The 26,092-nt window shown below is 63.3% G+C and carries 26 protein-coding genes and 1 tRNA gene; 9 read left to right on the top strand and 18 right to left on the bottom strand.

The window, feature by feature from the left end; all coding sequences use genetic code 11:
* Positions 1–305 precede the first annotated feature (305 nt).
* From JL811_RS05090 to JL811_RS05065, 6 genes are all read right to left on the bottom strand, one after another.
* Complete coding sequence (locus JL811_RS05090) at positions 306–1,154, bottom strand: shikimate dehydrogenase family protein (protein ID WP_337924719.1); 849 nt, start codon at positions 1,152–1,154, stop codon at positions 306–308.
* A 2-nt stretch (positions 1,155–1,156) separates the two neighbouring features.
* Positions 1,157–2,671, bottom strand: a complete 1,515-nt coding sequence (locus JL811_RS05085; protein WP_202687418.1) for a tripartite tricarboxylate transporter permease — start codon at positions 2,669–2,671, stop codon at positions 1,157–1,159.
* Complete coding sequence (locus JL811_RS05080) at positions 2,671–3,240, bottom strand: tripartite tricarboxylate transporter TctB family protein (protein WP_202687417.1); 570 nt, start codon at positions 3,238–3,240, stop codon at positions 2,671–2,673. The genes JL811_RS05085 and JL811_RS05080 overlap by 1 nt, the downstream gene beginning before the upstream one ends.
* 117 nt (positions 3,241–3,357) lie before the next feature.
* Positions 3,358–4,356: a Bug family tripartite tricarboxylate transporter substrate binding protein gene (locus JL811_RS05075; protein WP_202687416.1), complete on the bottom strand. Its 999-nt coding sequence runs from the start codon at positions 4,354–4,356 to the stop codon at positions 3,358–3,360.
* A 118-nt stretch (positions 4,357–4,474) separates the two neighbouring features.
* On the bottom strand, positions 4,475–4,912 hold the full coding sequence (locus JL811_RS05070) for a hypothetical protein (protein ID WP_202687415.1): 438 nt from the start codon (positions 4,910–4,912) through the stop codon (positions 4,475–4,477).
* The gene (locus tag JL811_RS05065; protein WP_202687414.1) at positions 4,899–5,117 is read right to left on the bottom strand and encodes a hypothetical protein; all 219 of its coding nucleotides are present in this window, start codon (positions 5,115–5,117) and stop codon (positions 4,899–4,901) included. The genes JL811_RS05070 and JL811_RS05065 overlap by 14 nt, the downstream gene beginning before the upstream one ends.
* Positions 5,118–5,144: 27 nt before the next feature.
* On the opposite strand from JL811_RS05065, the gene JL811_RS05060 reads away from it, so the two are divergent.
* A complete protein-coding gene (locus JL811_RS05060; RefSeq protein WP_202687413.1) occupies positions 5,145–5,312 on the top strand; it encodes a hypothetical protein in 168 nt (55 codons plus the stop codon).
* A 59-nt stretch (positions 5,313–5,371) separates the two neighbouring features.
* Here JL811_RS05060 and JL811_RS05055 read toward each other — a convergent pair whose 3' ends face one another.
* The 11 genes from JL811_RS05055 to JL811_RS05005 form a co-directional block, all read right to left on the bottom strand.
* Entirely contained in the window at positions 5,372–6,055 is a 684-nt protein-coding gene (locus JL811_RS05055; protein WP_202687412.1) for a GAD-like domain-containing protein, read from the bottom strand.
* 12 nt (positions 6,056–6,067) lie between these two features.
* Positions 6,068–6,925, bottom strand: a complete 858-nt coding sequence (locus JL811_RS05050; RefSeq protein ID WP_202687411.1) for a polymorphic toxin type 15 domain-containing protein — start codon at positions 6,923–6,925, stop codon at positions 6,068–6,070.
* Positions 6,922–7,866, bottom strand: coding sequence for a DUF4123 domain-containing protein (locus tag JL811_RS05045; RefSeq protein ID WP_202687410.1), 945 nt, complete (start codon positions 7,864–7,866; stop codon positions 6,922–6,924). The genes JL811_RS05050 and JL811_RS05045 overlap by 4 nt, the downstream gene beginning before the upstream one ends.
* Before the next feature lie 6 nt (positions 7,867–7,872).
* Complete coding sequence (locus tag JL811_RS05040) at positions 7,873–8,235, bottom strand: PAAR domain-containing protein (RefSeq protein ID WP_202687409.1); 363 nt, start codon at positions 8,233–8,235, stop codon at positions 7,873–7,875.
* 180 nt (positions 8,236–8,415) lie between these two features.
* The gene (locus tag JL811_RS05035) at positions 8,416–9,582 is read right to left on the bottom strand and encodes a mandelate racemase/muconate lactonizing enzyme family protein (RefSeq protein ID WP_202687408.1); all 1,167 of its coding nucleotides are present in this window, start codon (positions 9,580–9,582) and stop codon (positions 8,416–8,418) included.
* Positions 9,583–9,604: 22 nt separating this feature from the next.
* Positions 9,605–10,252: a GntR family transcriptional regulator gene (locus tag JL811_RS05030; RefSeq protein WP_202687407.1), complete on the bottom strand. Its 648-nt coding sequence runs from the start codon at positions 10,250–10,252 to the stop codon at positions 9,605–9,607.
* A gap of 111 nt (positions 10,253–10,363) precedes the next feature.
* Positions 10,364–11,242, bottom strand: coding sequence for an NAD(P)-dependent oxidoreductase (locus tag JL811_RS05025; RefSeq protein ID WP_202687406.1), 879 nt, complete (start codon positions 11,240–11,242; stop codon positions 10,364–10,366).
* On the bottom strand, positions 11,232–12,518 hold the full coding sequence (locus JL811_RS05020) for a TRAP transporter large permease (RefSeq protein ID WP_202687405.1): 1,287 nt from the start codon (positions 12,516–12,518) through the stop codon (positions 11,232–11,234). Before JL811_RS05020 ends, JL811_RS05025 begins: the two co-directional genes overlap by 11 nt.
* Positions 12,515–13,075 carry a TRAP transporter small permease gene (locus tag JL811_RS05015; RefSeq protein WP_202687404.1) on the bottom strand — a complete coding sequence of 187 codons (561 nt, stop codon included), beginning with the start codon at positions 13,073–13,075 and terminating at the stop codon, positions 12,515–12,517. The genes JL811_RS05020 and JL811_RS05015 overlap by 4 nt, the downstream gene beginning before the upstream one ends.
* Before the next feature lie 78 nt (positions 13,076–13,153).
* Positions 13,154–14,134 carry a TRAP transporter substrate-binding protein gene (locus JL811_RS05010; RefSeq protein ID WP_237684818.1) on the bottom strand — a complete coding sequence of 327 codons (981 nt, stop codon included), beginning with the start codon at positions 14,132–14,134 and terminating at the stop codon, positions 13,154–13,156.
* Positions 14,135–14,240: 106 nt separating this feature from the next.
* Positions 14,241–15,317: a 4-hydroxythreonine-4-phosphate dehydrogenase PdxA gene (locus JL811_RS05005; RefSeq protein ID WP_202687402.1), complete on the bottom strand. Its 1,077-nt coding sequence runs from the start codon at positions 15,315–15,317 to the stop codon at positions 14,241–14,243.
* A 96-nt stretch (positions 15,318–15,413) separates the two neighbouring features.
* Here JL811_RS05005 and JL811_RS05000 point away from each other — a divergent pair, with 96 nt between their 5' ends.
* Positions 15,414–16,088 (top strand): GntR family transcriptional regulator, encoded by a 675-nt coding sequence (locus tag JL811_RS05000; protein WP_202687400.1) that lies wholly within the window; start codon positions 15,414–15,416, stop codon positions 16,086–16,088.
* Between the two features lie 143 nt (positions 16,089–16,231).
* Here JL811_RS05000 and JL811_RS04995 read toward each other — a convergent pair.
* Positions 16,232–16,316: transfer RNA gene (locus JL811_RS04995), tRNA-Leu, on the bottom strand.
* A gap of 146 nt (positions 16,317–16,462) precedes the next feature.
* Here JL811_RS04995 and JL811_RS04990 point away from each other — a divergent pair.
* The 7 genes from JL811_RS04990 (at position 16,463) to gltB (ending at position 26,000) form a co-directional block, all read left to right on the top strand.
* The gene (locus tag JL811_RS04990; protein WP_202687398.1) at positions 16,463–17,449 is read left to right on the top strand and encodes a complex I NDUFA9 subunit family protein; all 987 of its coding nucleotides are present in this window, start codon (positions 16,463–16,465) and stop codon (positions 17,447–17,449) included.
* Between the two features lie 35 nt (positions 17,450–17,484).
* Positions 17,485–18,288, top strand: a complete 804-nt coding sequence (locus JL811_RS04985; RefSeq protein ID WP_202687396.1) for an undecaprenyl-diphosphate phosphatase — start codon at positions 17,485–17,487, stop codon at positions 18,286–18,288.
* A 161-nt stretch (positions 18,289–18,449) separates the two neighbouring features.
* Entirely contained in the window at positions 18,450–19,886 is a 1,437-nt protein-coding gene (locus JL811_RS04980; RefSeq protein WP_202687394.1) for an NAD(P)-dependent oxidoreductase, read from the top strand.
* Between the two features lie 61 nt (positions 19,887–19,947).
* A complete protein-coding gene (locus JL811_RS04975) occupies positions 19,948–20,664 on the top strand; it encodes a hypothetical protein (RefSeq protein ID WP_237684817.1) in 717 nt (238 codons plus the stop codon).
* Entirely contained in the window at positions 20,654–21,031 is a 378-nt protein-coding gene (locus JL811_RS04970) for a hypothetical protein (protein WP_202687390.1), read from the top strand. Before JL811_RS04975 ends, JL811_RS04970 begins: the two co-directional genes overlap by 11 nt.
* Entirely contained in the window at positions 21,028–21,471 is a 444-nt protein-coding gene (locus tag JL811_RS04965) for a GFA family protein (protein ID WP_202687388.1), read from the top strand. The genes JL811_RS04970 and JL811_RS04965 overlap by 4 nt, the downstream gene beginning before the upstream one ends.
* Positions 21,468–26,000, top strand: a complete 4,533-nt coding sequence (gltB, locus tag JL811_RS04960; protein ID WP_202687386.1) for a glutamate synthase large subunit — start codon at positions 21,468–21,470, stop codon at positions 25,998–26,000. Before JL811_RS04965 ends, gltB begins: the two co-directional genes overlap by 4 nt.
* The last annotated feature ends 92 nt before the right edge of the window (positions 26,001–26,092 follow it).

Here is a 26,092-nt window from a genome sequence, read left to right as displayed (position 1 = left end):
CCTCGGGTTCAAATTTAAGTTATGTAATAGTATAACTTAAAAATCGCCGATGCAACCGCCTGTACAGGGGGTGGCGAGACTGACCCGGAATGGCATCCTGCGGTCAGGTGCAACAGGAAAATTTCCGGCTCTCAGTTTGGCCGGGGCCATCGCCCCGGTCATGCGGATAGGTTTCTGTCTGCAATCCGGTGGCCCAAAGGCCGCCGGACAGCGCCCGCCCGCCCCATGGCGGGCGCTTCGCCCCCGCCCGAGGCAGTCACCTTGGCGAATCAGGAAATAACGCGCCGCGCCCCCCGCTGCGCCCCTCAGACCACCTCATCCGTGGTCAACAGCGCGTGGCGCAGCGCCGCAAGATCGACCGGCAGGCCCCCTGAATACAGGCCGAAGGCATGGACGCCCTGCCAGAAGAACAGCTCCCACCCCGAAAGGACCGCCGCGCCCGCCGCCCCGGCATCGGCCAGAAACTGCGTATCGGTGGGGGTATAGACCGCATCGAAGACCCATTCCGCGCCGGCCATGGCCGGGGCGGCCAGCGGCGTGCCGCCATAGCCCACCATGCCGACCGGTGTGCAGTTCACCAGCCCGTCGGCCCCGTCCGCCGCTGTCGCAGGATCCGTTTCCAGCCGCAGCTCCAGATCGGGTGCTGCGATGCGCAGGTCGGCGGCCAGCGCCTCGGCCTTGGCGGGGTCGAGGTCGACCAACCGCAATTCGGCCGCCCCCAGTGCCGCCAGCCCGAAGGCCACCGCCCGCCCCACGCCGCCCGTGCCGATCATCAGCACGCGGCCGGGCGGGGTATCGCCCCGCAGACCGCGATAGGCGGCCATGAAACCGCTATGATCGGTGTTGTAGCCGACAGGCCCCCCGGGCGTGAACAGGACGGTGTTGATCGCCCCCATGGCGCGTACCAGCGGATCCGGCACCGATACGCGCGAAACGGCCTTTTCCTTATAGGGATAGGTCACGTTGACGCCTCGCATCCCGGCCGCCTGCGCCGCATCGAACACCGCGTCGAAGGACTGGCCCAGCGCCGGGGGCACCAGCCGGTCATAGCGCACGGTCATCCCGTTCTGGCGTCCGGCCAGAACATGCAGCAGCGGCGACCGCGAGGCCGCGATATTGTCGCCGATCAGCCCGAGGTGATAATCGGGGGCCATGGTCATTCTCCCTTGTTCCGACCGGTTGCGATACGCGCCATCGCCCAGCGCCATGGCGGGGTCTGCGAGGCGAAGATCAGGATCACCGCGCCCAGCAGCACGATGGACAGCGGGCTGGAAAAGACGCCCTCGAAAAAGCGACTCCAATCCTCGCGCGCGGAAATGATCGCGCGGCGCCAGTTGTCATCCAGCAGGCGCGACAGGATCACGCCCAGAATGACCGGTCCCAGCGGATAGCCGTAAAGCCGCATGAAATAGCCCAGCATCCCAAAACCCAGCATCCAGTAGACATCCGAAAGGGCATTGTTGACCGCATAGGCGCCGACAATGGACAGGATCAGGATCAGCGGAATCAGCACCGCGCGCGGCATCTCGACGATTTTCGTGAACAGGCGGATGCCGGTCAGGCCGAAGATAAGCAGAAAGACATTCGCCATGGTCAGCGCGCCGACGATGAACCAGAACATGTCGGGCCGGTCCACCATCAGCATCGGCCCCGGGTTCAGCCCGTGGATGAACAGCGCGCCGATCATGATGGCGGTCACCGCATCGCCGGGAATGCCCAGCGTCATCATCGGGATGAAGGCCCCGCCCACGGCGGCATTGTTGGCGGTTTCGGGGGCAACCAGCCCCTCCATCGCGCCGGTGCCGAAGGGGCGTTCTGGGTTCTTTGTCACGCGGCGGGCATGATCATAGGCCATCAGCGCCGCGATATCGCCGCCGGTGCCGGGCAGCGCGCCGATGGTCACCCCGATGGCCGAGGTCTGCATCGACAGCGGCAGATGTTTGCGGATCACCGGCCATGACGGGATGATCCGCCCGATCTTCTGGCGGATCGCCTGCTTGTCGACATGGTGAAGCTGCAACAGCGCCTCGGACACGCCGAACATGCCGATCATCACCGCGATGAAGGAAATCCCGGAATTGAGCAGCGAGATGTCGAAGGTCAGCCGGGAGGCAAAGGTCAGCGGATCACGCCCCACCGCGCCGATGGCCAGCCCCAGTGCGCCCGCGAAAATGCCCTTGACCAGACTGCCGGTGGAAAGGGAGCCAACCAGCAGGATGCCCAGAACCGCCAGCAGCATGTAGTCGCGCGGCTGAAAGCGCAGCGCGAAATCCGCAACAAAGGGGGCTGCCAGTGCCAGCACGCCGATACCGACGAAACCGCCGATCACAGACATGATGGTGGTCACGCCGATGGCCTGCCCGGCCTCACCGCGCTGGGCCATCGGATAGCCGTCCATCGCGGTTGCAATCGCCGAGGGCGCGCCGGGAATGTTCAGCAGGATCGCTGTGCGTGACCCGCCATAGACCCCGCCCATGAAAATGCCGACCATCAGCGCAATCGCGGGATAGACCTCCCATGAAAAGGTGAAGGAAATCAGGATCGACACCGCCATCGTCACCGACAAACCCGGGATCGCCCCGATATAGATCCCGGCAAAGGTGCCCAGGGCGACCAGCAGCAGCAGATCCGGCTGGGTCAGGACGGTCAGGAATGCCCAGAGCGCCTCCATCACCCGGCCCCTGCGATCAATGCGCGGAAGAACTGGATGATCTCGGCCTCGGGCATCACACCCGCAGGCATCAGCACGGTAAAGACGATGCGGAAGATCACCCAGATTGCCAGCAGCGCCAGCAGCCCCGTGCCAATGGCAAAGCCCCAGCCCCGGCCCAGAATGCGGATCCCTGCGATCAGGAACAGCGCCGTGGTGGGAATGAACCCCAGTGGCCGCAGCAAAAGCCCGTAAAGCACCAGCATCACCGCGAAGATCAGCACGCGCAGGGGCAGGATATCGCGCGAAACCGTCTGATCCGCGGTTTTCGGCAGGCGCAGGGTGCGCAAGGTGACGATGACCATGCAGATCACCATCACCGCCGTTGTGGCCATGGGCACCGTGCCGGGGGAGGACAGTTTGGAAAAGCCCGAGATCCCGTAAGCCTCATGCAGTAGGGCCAGACTTCCCCCCAGCAGAAGCAGGGCGAACAGGGCCTCGCCGGGGCGGCGGGTGGCAGGACTGCCGTCGGTCGCCGCCGGGGGCGGGGTGGTCGGCGCGTCGGTCTGCTGTGGGATATCCCGGTCCATTGCATCCTTCCCTTGCGCCGCCCCTCCGGGCAGAAAGGCGGCGCCGCTGGCCCAATCTGATCCGGGCCAGCCAGATCCGGGCCCAATCAGATCCGGGCCCGACTGGTCATGCTCGGCTTAAGGCCGGGGGATGCCGAAATCCTCGGGCGAGGATTGGGTGATGCCCGCATCATGCAAAAGCCATGTTGTCGTCTGCTGCCAGCGATCCATGAAATCGCGCGCCTCGTCGCCCGCGATGTTCATCACCGTGAAGCCCCGATTGTCCATCAGCTCCAGAAAGTCCGGCTGCGCCACGGCCTCGCCGTAAGCGACCTGAAGTTTCGCGACCACATCATCGGGTGTGCCATTCTTGACGAAGATGCCAAAGAACGGACCCCAGGGCAGCAGCGCCTCATAACCGTCATTGAACGAGGTGACGGTGGGCACATCGGGCAGTTTCGGGCTGGCCTCGGTATCGAAAACCGCCAGCGGCTTCATCGTGCCGGCGCGGATGCCTTCAATCGCGACGCCCAGAACGGCGGGCATCACATCGACCGCCCCGCCCTGCAGCGCCGTGAGCGCCGGACCGTCGCCGTCATAGGGCACAGCGATCACATCCAGCCCGCCCTCGACATAGGCGATCATCGCGCTGATGACCGAAGGCAGGCCGCCCGGACCCGTGGCCCCGAACCGGACCTCACCGGGATTGGCGCGGATATGGTCCATCATGCCCGCGTAATCGTCGAAAGGTGCATCCATATTGGCCACAAGGATCGGCGTTCCGCGTGCCAGAAGGCTGATTGCGGTGAAATCGCTGTAATCCTTGTCGCCAAGCCCCATGACCTTGTAAAGCAGCGGATTTTCCGCGCCCATCAGCAGGCTGTAGCCATCCGCCGCGCCATCCGCGACATGGTTCAGTGCGATGGCGCCCACGCCGCCGGTCATGTTCTGCATGACCACCGTGCCGCCCAGCACAGTTTCGGCATGCGGCGTCACGGCGCGCATCACCACATCGGTGGATCCGCCAGCGCCCCATTGGATGATGCCCTGAATTTCCTTGGTCGGATAATCCTGCGCCGAAGCGCCACCCACCCCGATCACCAGAGCCGTTGCGACCCCGATCACAAAATTCTTCATGTTTTCCTCCCGATTGGCGCCGCTGTCGCGCTCTGCCCGTGGTTATGGAACTGCAGCGCGGGGAGGTCAAATGCCAATGCTGCCCGGCGCGGTCCCGGCATGCGGTCGTCCGGGCCGTTCAGCGCCGTGATGAGGTCACGGTTTCGAACATGCCGCTTTCCGGGCGTGGCCCTGTCATCGGGCGCGTCCCCAGAGGGCGCGCTTCGGGTGCGGCCTCGATTTCGGCCCGCCCTTCCAGAAAATCGACCTGAATTTCTTCAGTCTCGGTCAGGACCAGATAGGCAAGCGTGCAGGTCATCGGGCCGAGGGTCGTGTAATGGGGGGCAAGCACTGCCGTGACCGCCTGATGCGCATCCCCGATGTCTTTTGCGTCATAGAGAAGAATCCAGATCGGCATTTCAAGATTGGGCGCATGCAGTTCGCTTGCCACTTCCTTGAGACAGGTTCCTTCGAGCCGCTTCAGAGCAGCAACCACCGTATCATGCGCGCGGTTGATCGGCACCCAGTCAAGCTTTGTCCAGTCGGGCTTTGTCCGGTCGGGCTCAGGACTCGTCATTCTGCACCTCGCCTGTCCTGTTCGACTGTCGAAACGGTCGCGCATCCTCAAACCCCGAAGGCCAATCGGCGAAGCTTTCGATTGTAACGGCCTTCTGGTCGGGATCGTCGTCATGAAACCCCGAGAGGATGAGCCAGAGATCGGGAAAAACCAGCATCCCGACCTCTTCCCATGCCGGGGCCGCCCGCAGAAAAACGTCAAGCATGTCTTGCGCCGGCTCCAGGAACACATCATGCCCTTGAAAGGTGATGCCTTTCGCCCTGCGCCCGACGCTGATGCCAATGCCGCGACCCTCCTGAAAGCCGATGGCTATGTCATTGGCAAAGAAGCGGGTCTCTTTGGAACCCCGCATATTGCTGGAGACCGGCGGGCCCAGCAGGGCTGCGGCCTCGGCGGGTGACAGACCAAGCCGAACTGGCCCAAGACCGAGGCGGGGCAGTATTTCCTGTCTGCCGGATTTCATACCGGGCCGATCCGGCGGATCTGCTGCCGCCCCGCTGGCGTGCTGCGGGTCAGCGTGAAAGGCTCCATCTGATGGATCAGGGCGATGGCCTCCAGCGCCGGGGCAGGGCGGAAATTTGCGACCTGCATCCCGCCCCCAATAGCCGGGTGCAGACGGGGGGCAAAAATCTGTCCATGCGGTAGCGGGCCATGCGCCTTGACCAATGGCGCGAACAGGCCGTCCCCTTTGGAATCGTAAAGATCGTAGTATTTTCCAACCGTCAGTGGAACTGATCCGAAGGGACTCAGTGCGTCTGTCGCGGGGTCCAATCCTACGGGGTTCCAGAAGTCCGGTGCGGCAAGCTGGTTGGGCAGCACATCGAGTTGAAAAAATTGATGTTTGCGATGCCAGCACCACAGACCACCAAACCCCTTCATGGCAATGGCTGTGCAGTCGTCGGGGGCGAAATCGGGGTCCGCGCGCAGGGTCTGGCGGAGCAATCCGTCAAAGCGGGTCGCGTCGATCACTTGCCATTTGCCGTGCTCCCATGTGCCAAGACCAAGCGTTTCCAGCAAACTGATCAGGCTTTCTGGAACCCGGTCTTGCAGCCAAGTAAGCGAGTCATCTGGATAGGGGCTGCGCGCCTCAAGTTTGCCAAGCCTTTGTATAGCATGGGTTTTGAGGTCATCCGTGCGCGTCATTGGTTTTTCCTTTCATGACATCGGCACAGAACCAGATCCTGTGTCCCCAGATGGGGGAGATGTTGCATTTTCCGGCGCTGAAACGTTGCCATCAGGTGCCCCACCTTCATCGCCACAGACCTCAAGTTCAAGGCCAGACATATCCGCCCCTTCTCTTTGCGCCTGTTCCGCGTAGTCCTGCAATTGTTGCGCGCGCGTTTTCTGGGAATTGGGGCCTCTGTGGCGCCACTGCGACCCGATGGATCGATTTACCGAACGGTTGCCCAAGCCTGAAATCGCGCCACCTCCGCCAGCGACCAGATCGACAATATGGGTTGCATCCAGATTTGCCATTTCATTGAGAAGCCTATCGGTCGCCATTCCCTCAACCTCGGCTTCCGGAAGACTTGGGTTTTCTGTCCTGACCTCCCGCTTGCGGGACTCGATATGGTCCGAAAAATAGCTGTCCCGCTCCCTTTGCCGCTGGGCGGCGTCCCCGCTAGGACGGCCTTGGGTGCGATAGTTGTTCATGTTGTCGAGGATTTCCTCGGGCCGCATTTCGCGCAGCGCATCCTGCTGTTCCTTCAGTTGCCGTTTGAATTCCTCGGGATCAACTCCGTCAGGGGGATTGAAACAGTCAATTTCCCCGCATTCCGCGCAGGTTTCCGTCGCGTCCTCGGTGCTTTCCTCCTCGGCGGCGTCATTGGCGTCATCCATCTGGTTGGCCAGCACTTCCGCCGCCGCGCGTCCGGCGGCGCGACCAACCCGGCTGCCCAGCCAGCGGCCGATCAGCCCTCCTAGCGGCGGCAGGATCGGCGCGCCGATGGCTCCGCCGATCGCCCCGCCCAGAACACCGCCTGCGGCCTCGCCTGCCGTGCCGGCCGCCGTCATGTGCTGCCCGCCCCGCCGCCTGCTTCGCTGCGAAGCGCCTCGGCCGCCTCGGTCATCAATTCCTTGACCCGGGCATCGGGGTCGGGTGCGGACAGAAGCGTTTCGCGCACTTCCGGCAGGTCTGCCGCCGCGCCACGCGACAGCATCATCAGATAGGCCCAGCGGCATTGCGCCTGTTCGCTGCGCAGGCCCAGTTCGCGGCCCGTGCTGTCGGAAATCTGCACCAGTTCAGCAAGCTGGTCATCCGATGCGGCGCGGTATTCCGCAGGCATCGTGCGGCGCAGGTAATCGGCGATACGCTGATGGCTTTCGATCAGGCGCCGGTCCGTGATGGCATCCATCTGATCCGCTGTGAGCCGCAGGAACCCGGCCTGCGGGGCCGGCAGATCACCGGGTATGCGGGCGATGCGCAGGCCCGCGCCTTTCGGGTCATCAATGACGATGGCGCACGCCTTGCCATAAAGCCGTGACCGCTGCACGGGGGTCAGCACCGGCAGAACCTGCGCCAGCACATGCGGATCGGCATGGCGGAACAGGACCTGTTCATACCGGTCCGGCCTTGAGTGCTCTGGCCCTGTCCGTCCGGCATGGTCGGGATATCCGGCGGGGATCTCGACCTTGCCCAGGCCGCGCAGATGACGGAAGATCCGCGCCAGCGCATCCGTCCGGTCCGATCCGGGCCAGAGCCACCAGACAACCGCATCGGCCGGAACCGCGCCGCGCAGATCAAGGACCGCCGCTGCGTCCGGGCAGGCCACCAGATGCGGGCCTGCGGCATGGCCTGTGCCGTTCTTGTGGTTGAAGTAAAGCGGCTTTGGGTCAAGCTGCAGCCGGTGCAGCAGAAGCTGCAGGTTGTCGAGCTTCGCGCCGTCGATCACCGCAAAGACATGCGCGCCGTCTGTGTCCAGCAAGGGCAGGATGGGATCGCCGGGGCCCTCCATCCGGCGTCAGGCCCGCACGAAGGGTGATCCGGCCGCCGCCGCCGCCTTCAGGCAGGGCGCGCCCGCGCCGGACCAGTCCAGCGCGACGATCGGGGTTCTTTCCCCAATCAGCACGGTCGGAAATCCGGTGACCATGGCCCCGCCCTTGGCGGTGTTGTCGCCCATCCGCGCGGCCAGTCGCTTGCCGATAAAGACATTGCGCGAGCCCCGGACAATCGCATCGGGCGGGCCGATGCAGATGCAAAGATCACCCAGAACCGCCTGCGGCAGCTTGCCGGTCAGCACAGTCGGCACACAGGGGCCCGTGACAGGACCGGCCGGGATAAGGGGGCAGGCGTGAAGGTCGGTCAATCGGCTGGCAGGCGGCATCGGAATACTCGTTATTCAACCCTTGGATGAGCAGAATAAGTCGGCGCTGCGACATGGCAATGTCAAAGCGCATGATCCGATTGCGGATTTCCGGGTATAGGCAGATTCTTGCCGCACTGCGGCGCAGGTGGCTGGGCGGCGGCAGTCCGGCCCCTGCGCAAAGGCAGGGGCCCCATCCGGTCAGACCGCGTAGCGGGCCAGCACCTCTTCATTCACCGTGACGCCCAGACCCGGGCCCTGCGGCACGGCAAGCCGGCCGTCCACCAGTTCAAACCGTTCATTCAGCAGTTCGTCGCGCAGCGGATTATGCTTGCGGTCAAATTCAACCACCGGTTCGTTCAGCAGCGGGATCGCCTGCGCGGTAAAGGGAAAGGCCGGGATCGTCGCGATGGCCTGAAGCGCTGCCGCCACCGCGATGCCCGAGCCCCAGACATGCGGCACGGTTCCGATATTGTGACAATTGGCCAAGGTCAGAATTTCACGGAAGGCGGTGAAGCCGCCGCAGGCCGCCAGATCGGGCTGGACGATATCGACACACCCCCCCGCGATCAGGTCGCGGAACCCGTAGCGGGTGAATTCGCATTCTCCCCCCGCCACGGCAATCGGGTTTTCGGACCGCACCTTGCGATAGCCGTCGCGATCCTCGGGCGGGACGGGTTCCTCGAAGAACCGGATATCGAAAGGCTCCATCATCCGGCCCATGCGCACGGCGCTGGCGGCGGTATAGGCGTGGTTGGCATCGACCAGCAGGCCGATCTCCGGCCCCACGGCATCCCGGATCACGCGGATGCGTTCGATATCCTGCGCCAGTGTCAGAAGGCCGATCTTGATTTTCAGAAGGCCGAAGCCCGAGCCCTTGTAGCCCGTCGTTTCCGCCTCAAGCGCGCGCAGCATGGCGGGCATGTCGTGGTAATCCTGCGGGTAATAGCATCCGGTGGCATAAGCCGCGACCGAGTCGCGGAACCGCCCGCCCAGCAATTTGCCCACGGGCATTCCGGCGGCCTGCCCGGCAATATCCCAGCAGGCGATGTCCAGCGCGGCGATGGCCTCGACATAGGTGCCTTTCTGGCCGTAATCGCGAGTATAGCCGTAAAGCTCCTCCCAGATGCGCACGGGTTCGGTCGGGTCGCGGCCGATCACACGGGGGGCCAGCACCGCATCCATGACGGTGGCGACGGGTTCGGCCGGTCCCCATTGCCCGCCCTCCCCCCAGCCGACCAGACCGCTGTCGGTCTCGACCCGCACCAGATAGCTGTTCCGTTCCGGGAACATTGCCTGTGAGGAATAGAACAACTGATCGCCCAATGGCGCGCGCAGGCGATAGGATTTGATGGATTTGATCTTCATGCCGGTCCTCCCCGATTGCCGGTCACCCCGCGCGCAGCGCGATGATCCGGTCCCTAGTGTTTTCCAGATGGCGGCGCATGGCCGCGGCTGCGCGGCCCGCATCGCGGGCGGCCATCGCCTGCGCGATTGCCAGATGTTCGGGCAGCGCCAGCGCATGGGATCGCGGCAGTTCCGACACGATGGTGTTCTGCGCCCAGATGAACAGGCCGGTCTGTTCCGCGATCAGCCGTCCCAGACGGACATTGCCGCAATACTCGCGGGCAAGGTCATGCACCGCCTGATCGTCCGTTTGCAGATCGACCGGCTGCCCCTGCGCCAGACGCGCCGCTGTCGTCTCATAACCCGCGACAAGGTCGGCAAGCAGCGGCGCCGGGATGCGCGGCGTGGCCAGTTCAACGGCCATCGGTTCCAGCGCGATGCGCAGATCGAAGATTTCCCGCAGCGTCTGCTGGTTCATCGGGGCGACAAAGACGCCGCGCCGGGCCTCGATTGTCACCAGCCCCTGCGTTTCCAGACTGCGCAGCGCATCGCGGAACGGTGTCGCACTGATGTTCCATGCAGTCTGATAGTCGGCGATGCTGACACGTGCACCGGGGGACAGGCGGCCTTCGGTGATCTCGCGGCGCAACTCGGCCTCGACCTGTTCGGCAAGCGATTGGCGTTCAAACATGGGATCTCTTTGTCTCCTGATATCTGATGTATCAGATATCAGGATAAGAACAAGCCCCGCCTGCGGGCGCGGGCGGGGCTGTGGTTCGGGCAGGTCCGGAAGGTCCCGGGATCAGATCTTGCTGGCGGAAATCGGCAATTCCAGCTGACGGCTGACAAAGGCATCGCCATGACCTGCGGCCTTGAGCGCGGCAAGCTGCGCCTGTGCGGCGCGCAGGATCGTGCAATCCTCACCCAGCCGTTCCATCATCGTGACGCCATAGCGCAGGTCTTTTTCGGCATTGGCGATGCTGAAGCGGGAGCCGTCGAAATTGCCCTGCAAGGCCGGGCCGACCGCCTTTTCCAGCGTCCCGGACCGGGCAGCACCCACCTGCATCACGTCGTAAAGCGCCTGCCAGTCCACCCCGGCGCGGCGCGCCAGCCCGTAGGACGCCGCCAGCAGTACCATCGTGCCTTGCGTCACGGCGTTGTTGAGCAGCTTTGCCGAATGGCCCGCGCCCACATCGCCAAAACGCCGCACCGAAACCGACCAGCGCGACACCACGGCCTCGATCCGCGCGAAATCCGCCTCGGCGCAGCCGACAAGCGAGGCAAGCCCCCCGGCATCGGCCTGTGCCGGGCTGCCGGTCACGGGCGCATCGGCAAGGGTGACGCCTTGGGCGGCCAGCCGTTGGGCCAGATCCTTCGTAACCTCGGGGTCCGAGGTCGTGGTGTCGATCCACAGCGTGCCCTGTCCCAGCAGGGGCGCGATGCGGTCAGCAAGGGCGCGCATTGCATCGGCATCGGGCAGGCAGGTGACGATAACCGCCGCCCCTTGCGCGACCGCTTCCACGCTGCCCACCTGTTCCGCCCCGGCCTCGACCAAGGGCGCAAGCGCTGCGGCGGACCGGTTGGGCGTGACCCGCACCGGATGCCCCGCCTTGAGCAGGCAGCGCACCATGCCGCCGCCCATCATCCCCGCGCCGTAGAAACCGACGATATCACGGTCCATAGAACACCCCCACAAGCCAAAGCGGAATCGCCGGAATATAAGTCACCATCAAGAGCACACCGACAAGGATGCCGATGAAGGGCAGGTTGGTCTTGGTCGTGCCCCAGACATCGGTTTTGGCAATCGAGCAGGCAGTGATCAGCACACTGGCCACGGGTGGCGTCTGCTGCCCAAGCGCAATGTTCAGCGTCAGGATGATGCCGAAATGCACCGGATCAATGCCCATCTGATGCACCAGCGGCATGAAGATCGGCACCGTCAGGATGATCGCCGCCGCCCCGTGCAGCACCATGCCGACAAAGAACAGGAAGATGTTGATGATGATCAGCACCATGATCTTGTCGGTCGTGAGGTCGGTGATGCCCGCCGCCAGGCGCTGCGGCATCTGGGTTTCGGTCAGATACAGCCCCAGCACGGCCGAACTTGCGACCAGCAGCATGACGACGGCGGTCTGGTTCACCCCGTCCACCAGCGCATGATACAGCCGGGACGGCGTAATCTCGCGATAGACAAAAACCCCGATGAACAGTGCCGCCACCACGGCCAGTCCCGCGCCCTCGGTCGCGGTGACGAAACCGCCGAAGATGCCGCCCAGAATGATGACCGGCAGGATCAGCGCCCAGACGGCCTCACGCCCCTTGGCCCAGAGATAGCGCAGGCTGAACGCCTCTTCGCGGGGCAGGTTATAGCGGACGGCGTAATAGTAGCAGAACGCCATCATAAGGCTTGCGCCCAGAAGGCCCGGCACGATGCCCGCCACGAAAAGCTGCACGATTGAGGTGTCCGACAGCGCGCCATACAGGATCATCGGGATCGAGGGCGGGATGATGATCGCGAGCGACGCCGAGGAGGAGGTCAGTGCCGCCGCGAAACGCGGCTTGTAGCCCTTCTTCTTCATCGCGGGGATCAGGACGGAACCGGTTGCCGCCACATCCGCCACCGCCGAGCCCGAGATTTCGGCAAAGAACAGCGAGACGCCGACATTGACCATGGCAAGGCCGCCGCGCACGAAACCGATCAGCGCCGAAACGAAGGAAATCAGCCGTGTCGAGATGCCGCCGGTGTTCATCAGCGCCCCGGCCAGAACAAACAGCGGGATCGAGATCAGCGGAAAGGAGGTCGCCCCCGCGAAGATCGAAAGCGAGGCATTGAGAAAGCCGAGTTCGCCATTCAGGATCCAGCAGCCGATCAGCGCCGCGCCCAAGATGGAAATTCCGATGGGAACGCCGATGGCGATCATGAGGAACATCGACAGAAGGATAAGTGCCTCGATCATTTCCGGCCCTCCGCGTTGAGTTGCGCCAGTTCCGCCTCGGCCTTGGCGATCTCATGTTCGATCTCGCGCGCTTCGGGGTCCTTGCCGTCGCGGATTTCGGCCAGACGGTCGGGGAAGGTCAGAAAACGGCCGATCACGATGATCGCGGCGCTGACCGGCAGAATGCCGTGCACGAAAGCCTTGGGAACGAAGCGCAGCGTGGTCATCACATCGCCCGCAAGGAAATCAAGGATTGCCCAGCCCGACCATGCGATGATGCCGAAGACGACCACCGTAATGGTCTCGACCAGCCCGAACAGGACCAGCCGCCCTTTCAGTGGCAGGCCGTAAAGCAGACCGCTGAACCCCAGATGCGAATTGCGCAACGAGGCCAGCGCCGCCCCGGAAAAGGTGATCCAGGCCAGCATGACCGAGGCCAGTTCATCATACCAGATCAGCGAATTGCCCGAATAGCGGAAGGTCACCCCCGCCACGACCACACAGGCCAGCGCCACGATCAGCGTGACGGTCAGGATCTGGAGCGCGATGTCCAGCCCTTTCGTGAGCAGCGCAAGCATCCGCGCCTCCCCCCAGAATTTGACTAATGCAGGATGGAAAGGGCCGGACCCGCGCCCTGGCAGGTCCGGCCCAGTCCGTTACGAGCCTTCGGCCAGCGACAGGACCTGGTCGATCATCTCCTGGCCATTTTCGACCTCGGAGGCGAATTTCTCGTAAAGCGGCTTCGAGGCTTCGACGAAAGCGGCGCGGTCGGCGACATTCATTTCCATCCCGCCGGCCACAAGACTGTCGCGCAGCTCGATGTCATCCTGTTCGCCGCGGTCGCGGGCCCAGAGGGCGGCCTCTTGCGCGGCCTCGCGCAGGGCCTGCTGAATTTCGGGGTCCAGACGTTCAAACACCGCCTTGCCCATGGTCGGGAAGGCCGGGGTATAGACGTGATTGGTCATCGAGAGGTATTTCTGCACCTCGTTCAGCTTGCCGCCTGCGATATTGCTGAGCGGGTTTTCCTGCCCGTCCACAACGCCGGTCTGCAGCGCGACGAAGAGTTCCGAGAAGCCCATGGGCGTGGGGTTCGATCCGTATTCACGGAACATCGCCACGCGCCAGGATGAATTCGGTGTGCGGATCTTCAACCCGTTCAGATCGGCAGGGGTATTGATCGGGCGGGCATTGTTGGTGATGTGGCGGAACCCGTTTTCCCAGACCGCAAGCGGGATATAGCCCTTTTCCTCGGCCTTGGGCACCAGAACGTCCTTGAACAGCGTCTCGTCGATCCGGCCCAGATGCGCGCGATCTGCAACCATGAAGGGCAGATCGAAGATGGCGTATTCGGCCGCGATCTCGGGCATGGTCGAGGAGGGCAGGGTGATATGCATCGTGCCCAGCCGGACCTTCTGCAGCATGTCCTCATCCTTGCCGAGCTGCGAATTGTCGAAGACCTTCACATTGACCTTGCCCGGCAGCTTTTCATGCATGATCCGGGCAAATTCCGCAGCCGTCTGCTGCTGCGTCGAACCCGTGGCCGCGCTGATCCCGAAGATGATTTCCTGTTCCGCCTGCGCTGCCCCGGCCCCGATGGCCAGCGAGGCAAGCCCGAAAATCGCGTGTCTGATCTGCATGTTCATTCCTCCCGTGAATGTGCGGCATGCGTCCTGCCGCTTGATGTCGGTTCCGTTTACCGCCCCCCGGGCCGTTCCTCCCCCCGGGGTTGCGGTCAGGCCGCGCTCAGGCGGCTTGCGGTGCCGTCAGCAGGGCGCCGATCTGGTCGGCCAGCCCCTCGGCGCTGCGGATCCGGTCACCGCGCGCACGTTCCATCGCGGCCAGTTTCCGGCCAAGGGCTGCGGCGTTGAACGTGGCGCCGGTATCCGCCTTGCCCTGCCCCGCAATGTCATAGGCGGTGCCATGGGCCGGGGTAACGATGGGAAAGCCATAGCCCGCGATCAGGGTCACGCCCCGGTCGAAGCCAAGCAGTTTCATCGCGATCTGGCCCTGATCATGATACATGGTCATGACGGCGTCGTACTCGCCTTTCAGCGCGCGCACGAACACCGTGTCTGACGGAATCGGCCCTTCGACCGCGAACTGTTCGGCCTGCGCGCGCAGCACTGCCGGATGGATGATGTCATCATCCTCGGTGCCGAAATTGCGCCCGTCGCCGGCATGGGGATTCAGGGCCGCAACCCCGATCCGGGGCCGTGTATAGCCTGCGCCCTCCATCACCTCGACGGTGAGTTTCAGACTGTCGAAAATGCGGTCCACGCTCAGTGCATCGGCAACTTCGCGCAACGGGATATGGGACGTGACGCGGGCGTTCCACACCTCGTCAAGCACGTTGAATTCGCGGCCTGAGCGGGTGGAGTTGATGGTGGATTTGATGAACCCGATCTCATCCACATAGGACGGATGGGCCAGCCGCATCGCGTATTTGTTGAAAGGCGTGAAGAACACCGCATCCGCCAGCCCGGCCTTGGCCGTCAGCAGTGCTGCCGCAAAATTCTGCAACGCACCGCGCCCGCCCGCAAGGCTGGCCTCCCCCACCGCGATTTCCGCCGGATCGGCATTGGCCAGATCGACAAGGAAAGACCCGTCAGGCAGCGTGCCGGACAGCGCGTCAAGGCCCAGAACGGGCAGCGAAAGGTCCAGCCCTGCCTGTGCCGCGCCGCGCTCCAGCAGGCGCGCATCCCCGAAGACGATCAGGTCGCCCGGATTGGCCGTTTCATCTGCCAGAACACGGGCCGCAAGTTCCGGCCCGATCCCGCCACCGTCCCCGATGGCCATGGCCATTCTTGGATTCTGGATCATGAGTCCCCCCTATTTGTATTATGTATACAAAATTTACGCCTAGCTTTGCAAGTATGGATTTTCTAATCTGGCGGCCAGTCTTGGCCGGAGTTCCCGATGAATGACAGTGTGATTGCCCCCGGAAGTACCTTCACGATCCGCAAGGAAACCCTGCACGATCAGGTCGCCGACCGGATCAGGGATCTGATTATCGAGGGGCATCTGGAACCGGGGACACGCATTGACGAGGCGCGGCTGGTCGAGCAACTGGGCGTGTCGCGCACCCCGTTCCGGGAGGCGCTGCGCACGCTGGCCGCCGAAGGGCTGGTCGTGATCCGGCCATCACGCGGCGCGCATGTGCGCAAGCTCAGCCGCGAAGATATCTTCTCGATGCTGGAACTGCTGGCGCGGCTGGAATCCTTTGCGGCAGAACTGGTCTGCAAGCGCGCGACCGATGCCGATCTGGCGGGGCTGTCGGATCTGCATGACCGGATGATGGGCTTTTATGCCATCCGGGATCGGATGCCTTATTACAAGCTCAATCAGGAATTCCACACGCAACTGACAGCGTTGACCGGCAATTCTGCGCTGATCGAGACGCAGGGCAACCTGCAGGCCCGACTGAAGCGCATCCGCTTCATGGGCAACCGCAATCCCGATCTCTGGGCGGCCTCGGTCGGAGAGCATGAAGAGATGATGGCCGCCCTGATGCAGCGCGACGGCAATGCACTGGGTGCGGTGATGGAGCGTCATCTGCTGAACGCATGGGACCGGGTGGCGGATACGTTCTGAACCCCCGGTCCTGGCAGGACGGGACGTCGAAGAGATTCTCCCCGCAGGTGCCGGAAATCGCGCGATATGAAGTCGCGCAATATGAGGGCGGAAATTGCAAAAGCCGCGCTGCCATGGGCTGCGCGGCTTTTCGCCGGTAGTATTGGTGCCCAGAAGAGGACTCGAACCTCCACGCCTTGCGGCACACGGACCTGAACCGTGCGCGTCTACCAATTCCGCCATCTGGGCGATGTCGTGAGCCGCGATGTAAAGAGGTGCCGCAGGACTGTCAACGGGGGCTGATGGAAAATTCGTCACGGCTTTTGACGCTTGTTCGCGGGCAGAGGGGGCGGTATTCAGGCAGCATGGGATTTTCGGCACGAAAGGCGGATGGAATGGGCAGGCTGGTCACGATTTATGGCGGCTCCGGCTTTGTCGGGCGTTACATCGCGCGTCGCATGGCGCAGGAAGGCTGGCGCGTCCGGGTTGCGGTGCGCCGCCCGAATGAGGCCATGCATGTCCGTCCTTACGGCGTGGTCGGGCAGGTCGAACCTGTGCTGTGCAATATCCGCGATGAGGCCTCGGTCCGGGCCACCATGGCCGGGGCGGATGCGGTGGTGAACTGCGTCGGCACCTTCGACCGGCGCGGGCGCAACAATTTCGACGCCGTTCAGACCGAGGGCGCAGCCCGTATCGCACGGATCGCGGCCCAAACCGGGGTTGCCCATCTGGTGCACCTGTCCTCGATCGGGGCCGATCCGGCATCGGACAGCGATTATTCCCGCAGTAAGGGCAAGGGGGAGGCCGAGATTCTTGCGGCATTCCCAAATGCCGTCATCCTGCGCCCCTCGGTGATTTTCGGGACCGAGGACCATTTCTTCAACCGTTTCGCCGGAATGGCACAGTTCGGCCCGATCCTGCCTGTCGTGGGCGCCGACACCCGGTTCCAGCCGGTGCATGTCGATGATGTGGCGCAGGCCGCCGTTCTGGGCGCAACTGGCAGGGCCGCTCCGGGCATCTATGAACTGGGCGGCCCCGAGGCCGACACGTTCCGTGGGCTGATCGGGCGGATGCTGGAAGTGATCCATCGCCGCAGGCTGGTGCTGAACCTGCCCTTCTTCGTCGCCAATATCATCGGCGGGGCGTTCGATTTCCTGAGCTTCCTGACCGGGGGTCTGATCCGCAACGGGGTCATCACCCGCGATCAGGTGACGTCGCTGCGCCATGACAATGTGGTGTCTGACGGCGCCATGGGCTTTGCCGAACTGGGCATCACGCCCATGGCGATGGATGCGGTGCTGCCCGAATATCTGTGGCGTTTCCGCCCTTCCGGCCAATACAAGGCGATCAAGGATTCGGCGCGGAACCTGCGCAAGGTCTGACCTTTGCCAAGACCTGACCCGCGAAAGGATAGCGCATGGCCGATACCACCATGGCCGCCCTGTTTCTGGGCGTGCTGGAGGGTCTGACCGAGTTCATTCCCGTCTCCTCGACCGGGCATCTGCTGCTGGCGGGCCATTTTATCGGGTTTGAAAGCACTGGACGCAGCTTTGAGGTGGTGATCCAGCTTGGCGCTGTGCTGGCGGTGCTGTCGGTCTATGCGGCAAAGCTGTGGGATGTGTTTTCCCGCGCACCGCAGGATCCGGCAGCGCGGCGCACCATCCTTTCGGTGCTGATCGCCTTTCTTCCGGCGGCGGTGATCGGGGTTCTGGCGCATGATTTCATCAAGACGGTCCTGTTCGAAAGTCCCCGTCTGATCGCAGTGATGCTGATTGCCGGGGGTGTGGTGCTGTTGCTGATCGACCGTCTTGCGCCCGAACCGCGCGTGCAGGATGCAATGGAGGTGCCGCTGACTACCGCGCTGAAAATCGGGTTCATCCAGTGTCTTGCGATGATCCCCGGCGTCTCGCGCTCCGGCGCCACCATCGTCGGCGGGCTCAGCCTTGGGCTGTCAAAGCGGGCGGCGGCGGAATTTTCCTTCTTTCTGTCGATGCCGACCATGGCCGGGGCTTTCACCTATGACCTGTGGAAGAATCACGCAGCACTGGACGGATCTGCCTGGACTGAAATTGCCATCGGTTTTGTCGCGGCCTTCCTCGCCGCCGTCATCGTGGTGAAATCCCTGCTGGGCTATGTTTCCCGCCATGGTTACGCGCTGTTCGGCTGGTGGCGAATCATTGTCGGATGTCTTGCCCTGATCGCTCTTTCACTGGGGTTTTGACGGTATAGGTAAGCAAGACTTACCTAAATTTTGAAATTTCAGGCAGCAATCCTGACCTTTCGCGCAAAATTCCCGCATATAGGTCAGTCATGCTGACTTTTATTTCCCTTTGACGCGCAGTATCAAACGCTCCTCAGCAAATTGCCAGGGAGGCTTGAGGCATGGCCAAGGAACGGATGCTCCGCTTTGTCACCGTTGCGCGGGAAATGCCGGAAAAGCGCCCCCCGGACCTGCGCTCGCAGGATTTCCATGAGATTTACCGTGACTATGCGACCGACAAGGCCGAGGAACAGTCCGCCCGCTGCAGCCAATGCGGCGTGCCCTATTGTCAGTCGCATTGCCCGCTGCACAACAACATTCCCGACTGGCTGCGCCTCACCGCCGAGGGTCGCCTGCAAGAGGCTTACGAACTCAGTCAGGCCACCAACACCTTCCCCGAAATCTGCGGCCGCATCTGCCCGCAGGACCGGCTGTGCGAAGGCAATTGCGTGATCGAGAAATCCGGCCATGGCACTGTCACCATTGGCTCGGTCGAGAAATTCCTGACCGATACCGCCTGGGAAATGGGCTGGGTGAAACCGATCAAACCCGCCAAGGAACGCGCTGAAAGTGTGGGCATCATCGGCGCGGGTCCGGGGGGGCTGGCGGCGGCCGATGTGCTGCGGCGGCGCGGCGTGCAGGTCACGGTCTATGACCGCTATGACCGCGCGGGCGGGCTGATGACCTATGGCATTCCGGGCTTCAAGCTGGAAAAGCCGGTGGTGATGCAGCGTATCGCGCAGCTGGAAAACGGCGGTGTGCAATTCGTGCTGAACTGCAATGTCGGTCAGGACATCTCCTTCGATGCGATCCGGGGGCAGCATGATGCCGTGCTGATTGCGACGGGCGTCTACAAGGCGCGCGATCTGGCCGTGCCGGGCGTCGGGGCAGGCGGCGTTGTTGCGGCGCTGGACTATCTGACCGCGTCGAACCGCAAGGGCTTTGGCGATGACCTGCCGCAGGCCGATGCCGAGCGGCTGAACGCGGAAGGCAAGCGCGTGGTGGTGATCGGCGGTGGCGACACGGCAATGGATTGCGTGCGCACCGCGATCCGTGAAGGTGCGACTTCGGTCAAATGCCTGTATCGCCGCGACCGCGCCAATATGCCCGGCAGCCAGCGCGAAACCCAGAATGCCGAGGAAGAGGGTGTTGAGTTCGTCTGGCTGGCAGCCCCCAAAGGCTTTACCGGCGGCGCGCAGGTCGAGGGCGTCATGGTTCAGCGCATGCGCCTTGGGCCGCCCGATGCCACGGGCCGCCAGTCCCCGGAACTGATCGAGGGGGCCGATTATGTCGAACCCGCCGATCTGGTCATCATGGCGCTGGGGTTCGAGCCCGAGGATCTGCCTGCGCAGTGGGAACAGCCGGATCTGAAGGTGACGCGCTGGGGCACGGTGCGCGCCGATTTCCAGACCCATGCGACCAATCTGCCCGGTGTCTATGCAGTGGGCGATATCGTGCGCGGTGCCAGCCTTGTGGTCTGGGCGATCCGCGACGGGCGTGAGGCCGCCGATGCGATTCTCAACTATCTGGCGCAGGGCGCGGTGGTGGCTGCGGAATAGACCCCGCGCGCATTCCGGCCCGGATCAGGGCCGGAATTTTCTGATCAGAAGGACAATGACGATGAGACTTGCCCTTGCCCTGTCGCTTCTTCTTGTCGCGCCGCTTCCGGCTGCGGCGGGGTCCTTCAACCCACCTGAAGGCTGCACCGGATGGCTGACCGTGCAGGCGCGTGCCTGCCGGGTGTCGAATTTCTACAAATGCGCGCATGACGCCCCGGGCGACCAGTGGCGCGCCGATTTCGATCAGGAAGGGCTGTTCTTCGCCTCGCGCATCGACGCCGAAGGGCAATGGGTCGAAAGTTTCGACATGAACCCTGTGACGCGCCAGACGCTGGATGCGGGGGCAAGCGATCCGGCCTCTTTCAGTGAATTGCTGGCATCCGGGGTGGATACGTTCGAATTTTCGCTCAGCAAGGATAACGGGCAGCGCAGCAATGTGCGCGGTTTCGACCGTTTGACCGGGCGGACCGTCACCATCGACGGGGTCGCCCTGCAGGAAACCCAATTCGAATTCACCGAGACCGATCCTGCCGACAGCATCCTGCGCCGCACGCGGGGCCGGGAATATATCCATGCCGATTGGCGGCTGTTCTTCGCGGGCCCGTCGGAATGGGATGGCGGATCGGGGGAATGGTTGCCGGTCGATGGCAGCCCGGTGCAGTTCATAAATCCCGGAGAGCCGGGGTTCTTCTCGACTGAACCGCTTTATGAATGTGATGCGGTGCTGTCCTCCTATCGTCCGGTCAAGGCCATTCAAGGGGGGCGTCATGTCGATTGAGCTTGTGATGGGCGGCTTCTACACCTGTCATCAGGACGGTCATGATCCGGTGCATATCTGGATCGGTCGGGTCGATCTGCCCACAGATCTGGGCCGCGATGCGCGCCAGCCCGTGGCCAGTCTGGTCGTCACGACCGGCCTGCCCGATACCCCGGTGATGAGCCATGCACCGTTCTGGGAATCGGCGGCCTTCGATGGTGAAATGACCGTGGCCGCCCCTTTCGAGGTGGATCAGGCAACATTCGAGATGCAGCACGCGGTCTGGCTGATGGCCTGGGAAAACGGTGAGGCCAGCGCCTGGTCACTGACCCCGAATGAGGCTTATGCATCCATGATCAGCGATATGCGGGAGGGTTTGACGAAATGAACACTGTTTCGGGTCACTGCCTGTGCGGCGCGGTGCGGATCACCGTGGCCGAACGCCCCGAAAAGCTGGGCGTCTGCCATTGCAGCAGTTGCCGCCGCTGGAACGGATCGGCCTCGGTCGCCTTTGGCGTGTCCGAAGATGCGCTGACCATCGAGGGTGCCGAAAACGTCGCGGCCTACCGGTCCTCGGACTGGGCGGAACGCTGTTTCTGCCGGATCTGCGGGTCCTCTCTTTGGTATCATCTGACCATTCCCGATGAGGTGCTGACGCATTTCATCGCCGCCGGTCTGCTGGATGACCTGTCCGGCATGACGATCGAGCATGAACTGTTCTACGACAAGAAACCCGACGCCATCACATTCGCATGTGACTCGCGCAAAACCACCGAGGCGGAGTTCTGGGCCGCTGTCGGCAGCACGGATGAAGGAGAGGTCCAATGACGCGGTATGACGAAGCATGGGTTGCCGCCGAGGAAGCCAAGCGCGCCTTTCTGGATGCCAACGGCCTCTACAAGGCCGATGACGAACATGCCTCTTGCGGGGTCGGTCTGGTCGTCTCCATCTCGGGCAAGCCGTCGCGCAAGGTGGTCGAGAACGGGATTGCCGCGCTGAAAGCGGTCTGGCACCGGGGCGCGGTCGATGCCGATGGCAAGACCGGCGACGGCGCGGGCATCCATGTGCAGATCCCGGTGAAATTCTTCTACGATCAGGTGCGCCGCACGGGGCATGAGCCGGATATGGGCAAGCTGATCGCGGTCGGTCAGGTCTTTCTGCCGCGCACCGATTTCGGCGCGCAGGAACGCTGCCGGACCATCGTGGAAACCGAAGTGCTGCGCATGGGTCATTACATCTATGGCTGGCGGCATGTGCCGGTGGAAACCGCCGTGCTGGGTGAAAAGGCCAATGCGACCCGGCCCGAGATCGAACAGATCCTGATCCGCTGCGACAAGGAAATCGACGCCGAACAGTTCGAGCGGGAACTTTACATCATCCGCCGCCGGATCGAGAAGGCGGCGATTGCGGCACAGATCGCGGGGCTTTACCTGTGCAGCCTGTCCTGCCGGTCGATCATCTACAAGGGCATGATGCTGGCCGAACAGGTCGCCGTCTTCTATCCCGACCTGATGGATGAGCGGTTCGAATCCGCTTTTGCCATCTATCACCAGCGTTACAGCACCAACACCTTCCCGCAATGGTGGCTGGCGCAGCCCTTCCGGATGCTTGCCCATAACGGCGAGATCAACACGCTGAAGGGCAACGTCAACTGGATGCGCAGCCATGAGATCCGCATGGCGTCGAACAATTTCGGCGAGGCCGCCGAGGATATCAAACCGATCATCCCGTCCGGGTCATCGGACAGCGGCGCGCTGGACGCGGTGTTTGAGGTTCTGGTGCGGTCGGGGCGTTCTGCACCGATGGCCAAGACCATGCTGGTGCCCGAGGCATGGTCGAAGACCACAACCGACATGCCGCAGGCCTGGGCGGATATGTATGCCTATTGCAACGCGGTGATGGAACCCTGGGACGGACCGGCAGCACTGGCCATGACCGATGGCCGCTGGGTCTGCGGCGGACTTGACCGCAACGGGCTGCGCCCGATGCGCTATGTCGTCACCGGCGACGGGCTGCTGATTGCCGGGTCCGAGGCGGGCATGGTGCCGGTGGATGAAACCACCGTGCGCGAAAAGGGCGCGCTGGGGCCGGGGCAGATGATTGCCGTCGATATGGTCGAGGGTAAACTGTACCACGACGCCCAGATGAAGGACCGGCTGTCGGGGGCGAACCCTTATGGCGAGTGGATCGAGAAGGTGGTGGACCTGAACGCGCTGCTGCGCGAAGTGCCCGAAGAACCCGATTTCACGGGGGCCGAACTGCGCCGCCGCCAGATCGCCGCAGGCTACAGCCTTGAGGAACTGGAACAGGTCCTGCTGCCGATGGCCGAGGATGGAAAGGAAATGATCGCCTCGATGGGCGATGACACGCCTGCCGCGGTTCTGTCCTCGATCTACCGGCCGTTGTCGCATTTCTTCCGGCAGAATTTCAGTCAGGTGACGAACCCGCCCATCGACAGCCTTCGCGAAAGCCGGGTGATGAGCCTCAAGACGCGGTTCGGGAACCTCAAGAACGTGCTGGATGAAAATTCCAGCCAGACCGAGATTCTGGTGCTGGAAAGCCCGTTCATCGCCAATGCCGAATTCAAGGTGATGGTGGAGCATTTTGGCGAACAGGTCGTCCATATCGACTGCACCTTCGCGGCTGGTCCGGATGCGCTGCGTCTGGGGCTGGAACGCATCCGGGCCGAGGCCGAGGATGCCGTGCGGTCCGGTGCCGGGCATCTGGTGCTGACCGATGAACATCAGGGCACTGACAAGGTGGCGATGCCGATGATCCTTGCGACATCGGCCGTGCATAGCTGGCTGACGCGCAAGGGGCTGCGGACCTTCTGTTCGGTCAATGTGCGGTCCGCCGAATGTATCGACCCGCATTATTTCGCGGTGCTGATCGGATGCGGCGCGACCACGGTGAACGCTTACCTTGCGCAGGACAGCATCGCCGACCGGATTGCGCGCGGCTTGCTGGAGGGCAGCCTGACCGATGCGACGCGGCGCTATCGCGATGCGGTGGATGCCGGATTGCTGAAGATCATGTCCAAGATGGGGATTTCGGTCGTCTCCTCCTATCGCGGTGGTCTGAACTTTGAGGCGGTGGGGTTGAGCCGTGCCATGGTCGCGGAATATTTCCCCGGCATGCACAGCCGGATTTCGGGCATCGGGGTCAGCGGTATCCAGCACAAGCTGGAGGAGGTTCATGCCAGGGGCTGGCTGGGGGGCGCGGATGTGCTGCCCATCGGCGGCATCTACAAGGCGCGGCGGTCGGGTGAAAAACACGCCTGGGAAGCGCAGACCATGCATATGTTGCAATCTGCCTGTGACCGCGCCAGCTATGACCTGTGGAAGCAGTATTCAGCGGCGATGCGGGCCAATCCGCCGATCCATATCCGCGATCTGTTGGACATCAAGCCCTTGGGCAAGCCGGTGCCGATCGAGGAGGTGGAATCGATCACCTCGATCCGCAAGCGGTTCGTGACGCCGGGGATGTCGCTGGGGGCGCTGTCGCCCGAGGCGCATAAGACGCTGAACGTCGCGATGAACCGCATCGGCGCGAAATCCGACAGCGGTGAGGGCGGCGAGGATCCGGCGCATTTCCTGCCCGAGGCGAATGGCGACAATCCGTCGGCCAAGATCAAGCAGGTTGCATCGGGCCGGTTCGGCGTAACGGCGGAATACCTGAACGCCTGCGAAGAACTGGAAATCAAGGTGGCGCAGGGTGCCAAGCCGGGTGAGGGCGGGCAGTTGCCGGGCATGAAGGTCACGGCGCTGATCGCGCGGCTGCGCCATTCGACGCAAGGGGTCACGCTGATTTCGCCGCCGCCGCATCATGACATCTATTCCATCGAGGATCTGGCGCAGCTGATCTATGACCTGAAGCAGATCAACCCGCGCGCAAAGGTCACGGTGAAACTGGTCTCAAGCTCGGGTGTCGGCACGATTGCGGCGGGCGTGGCCAAGGCCAAGGCCGATATCATCCTGATTTCGGGCCATAATGGCGGGACCGGGGCCAGCCCCGCGACATCCATCAAATATGCCGGTCTGCCCTGGGAAATGGGGCTGACCGAGGCGCATCAGGTTCTGTCGATGAACAACCTGCGCGACCGGATCACGCTGCGCACCGATGGCGGCCTGCGCACGGGCCGCGATATCGTCATGGCGGCGATGATGGGGGCCGAGGAATATGGCATCGGCACGGCGGCCCTGATCGCCATGGGCTGCATCATGGTTCGGCAATGCCAGTCGAACACCTGTCCGGTGGGCGTCTGCACCCAGAATGAGGCGCTGCGCCAGAAATTCACCGGCAATGCCGACAAGGTGGTGAACCTCATCACCTTCTACGCGCAGGAAGTGCGGGAAATCCTTGCCGGTCTGGGCGCGCGTTCGATTGATGAGATCATCGGCCGGGCGGATCTGCTGACGCAGGTTTCGCGGGGTTCGGCGCATCTGGATGATCTGGACCTGAACCCGCTGCTGATCACGGTCGATGGGGCGCATCGCATAACCTATGACCGTTCAAAGCCGCGCAATGCGGTGCCCGATACGCTGGATGCCGAGATCATCAAGGACGGGCACCGCTTCTTTGAGGATGGTGAGAAGATGCAGCTGTCCTATGCCGTGCGGAACACCCACCGCACCATCGGCACGCGCGCCTCAAGCCATATCGTGCGGCAGTTCGGCATGCGCAACACGCTGCAGGAGGATCACCTGACGGTGAAACTGTCAGGATCCTGCGGGCAAAGCCTTGGGGCATTCGCTGTGCAGGGTCTGAAGATCGAGGTGCAGGGCGATGCCAATGACTATGTCGGCAAGGGGCTTTCGGGCGGGTTGATCGTTGTGCGCCCGTCGATGTCGTCACCGCTGGAGGCCTCGGAAAACACGATCATCGGCAATACCGTGCTGTACGGCGCGACGGGTGGCAAGCTGTTCGCTGCGGGTCGCGCGGGCGAACGGTTTGCGGTGCGCAACTCGGGCGCCTCGGTGGTGATCGAGGGCTGCGGCACCAATGGTTGTGAATACATGACCGGCGGTGTTGCGGTGATCCTTGGCCGGATCGGTGCGAATTTCGGGGCGGGGATGACGGGTGGTATGGCCTATCTTTACGATCCCGATGGCGTTGCCGAGGAATTCATGAACCTTGAAAGCCTTGTCACCTGCACGGTCAGCCACCCGCATTGGGAGGCGCAGCTGAGGGGCCTGATCGAACGCCATGTGGCCGAAACGGGGTCGGCCAAGGCGCGGCGTCTGCTGGATCACTGGGAGGAGGCGCGGGGCAATTTCCTGCAGGCCTGCCCCAAGGAGATGCTGGGCAAGATCCCGCATCCGCTGTCGCCCGAGGATATCCGCGTCCCGGCCGAATGACGCGCGGCGGGCGCAACGCCCGCCCGCATCCCGCAAGACCGGACAGGCCCCTGCCATGGCGGGGGCCTTTCCGGTTTTCAGCGCTGACGGCA

The sequence above is a fragment of the Szabonella alba genome (genome assembly GCF_016765775.1).
In the GTDB taxonomy this organism is placed as follows: domain Bacteria; phylum Pseudomonadota; class Alphaproteobacteria; order Rhodobacterales; family Rhodobacteraceae; genus Szabonella; species Szabonella alba.
This window is presented reverse-complemented; position numbering and strand designations above follow the sequence as displayed.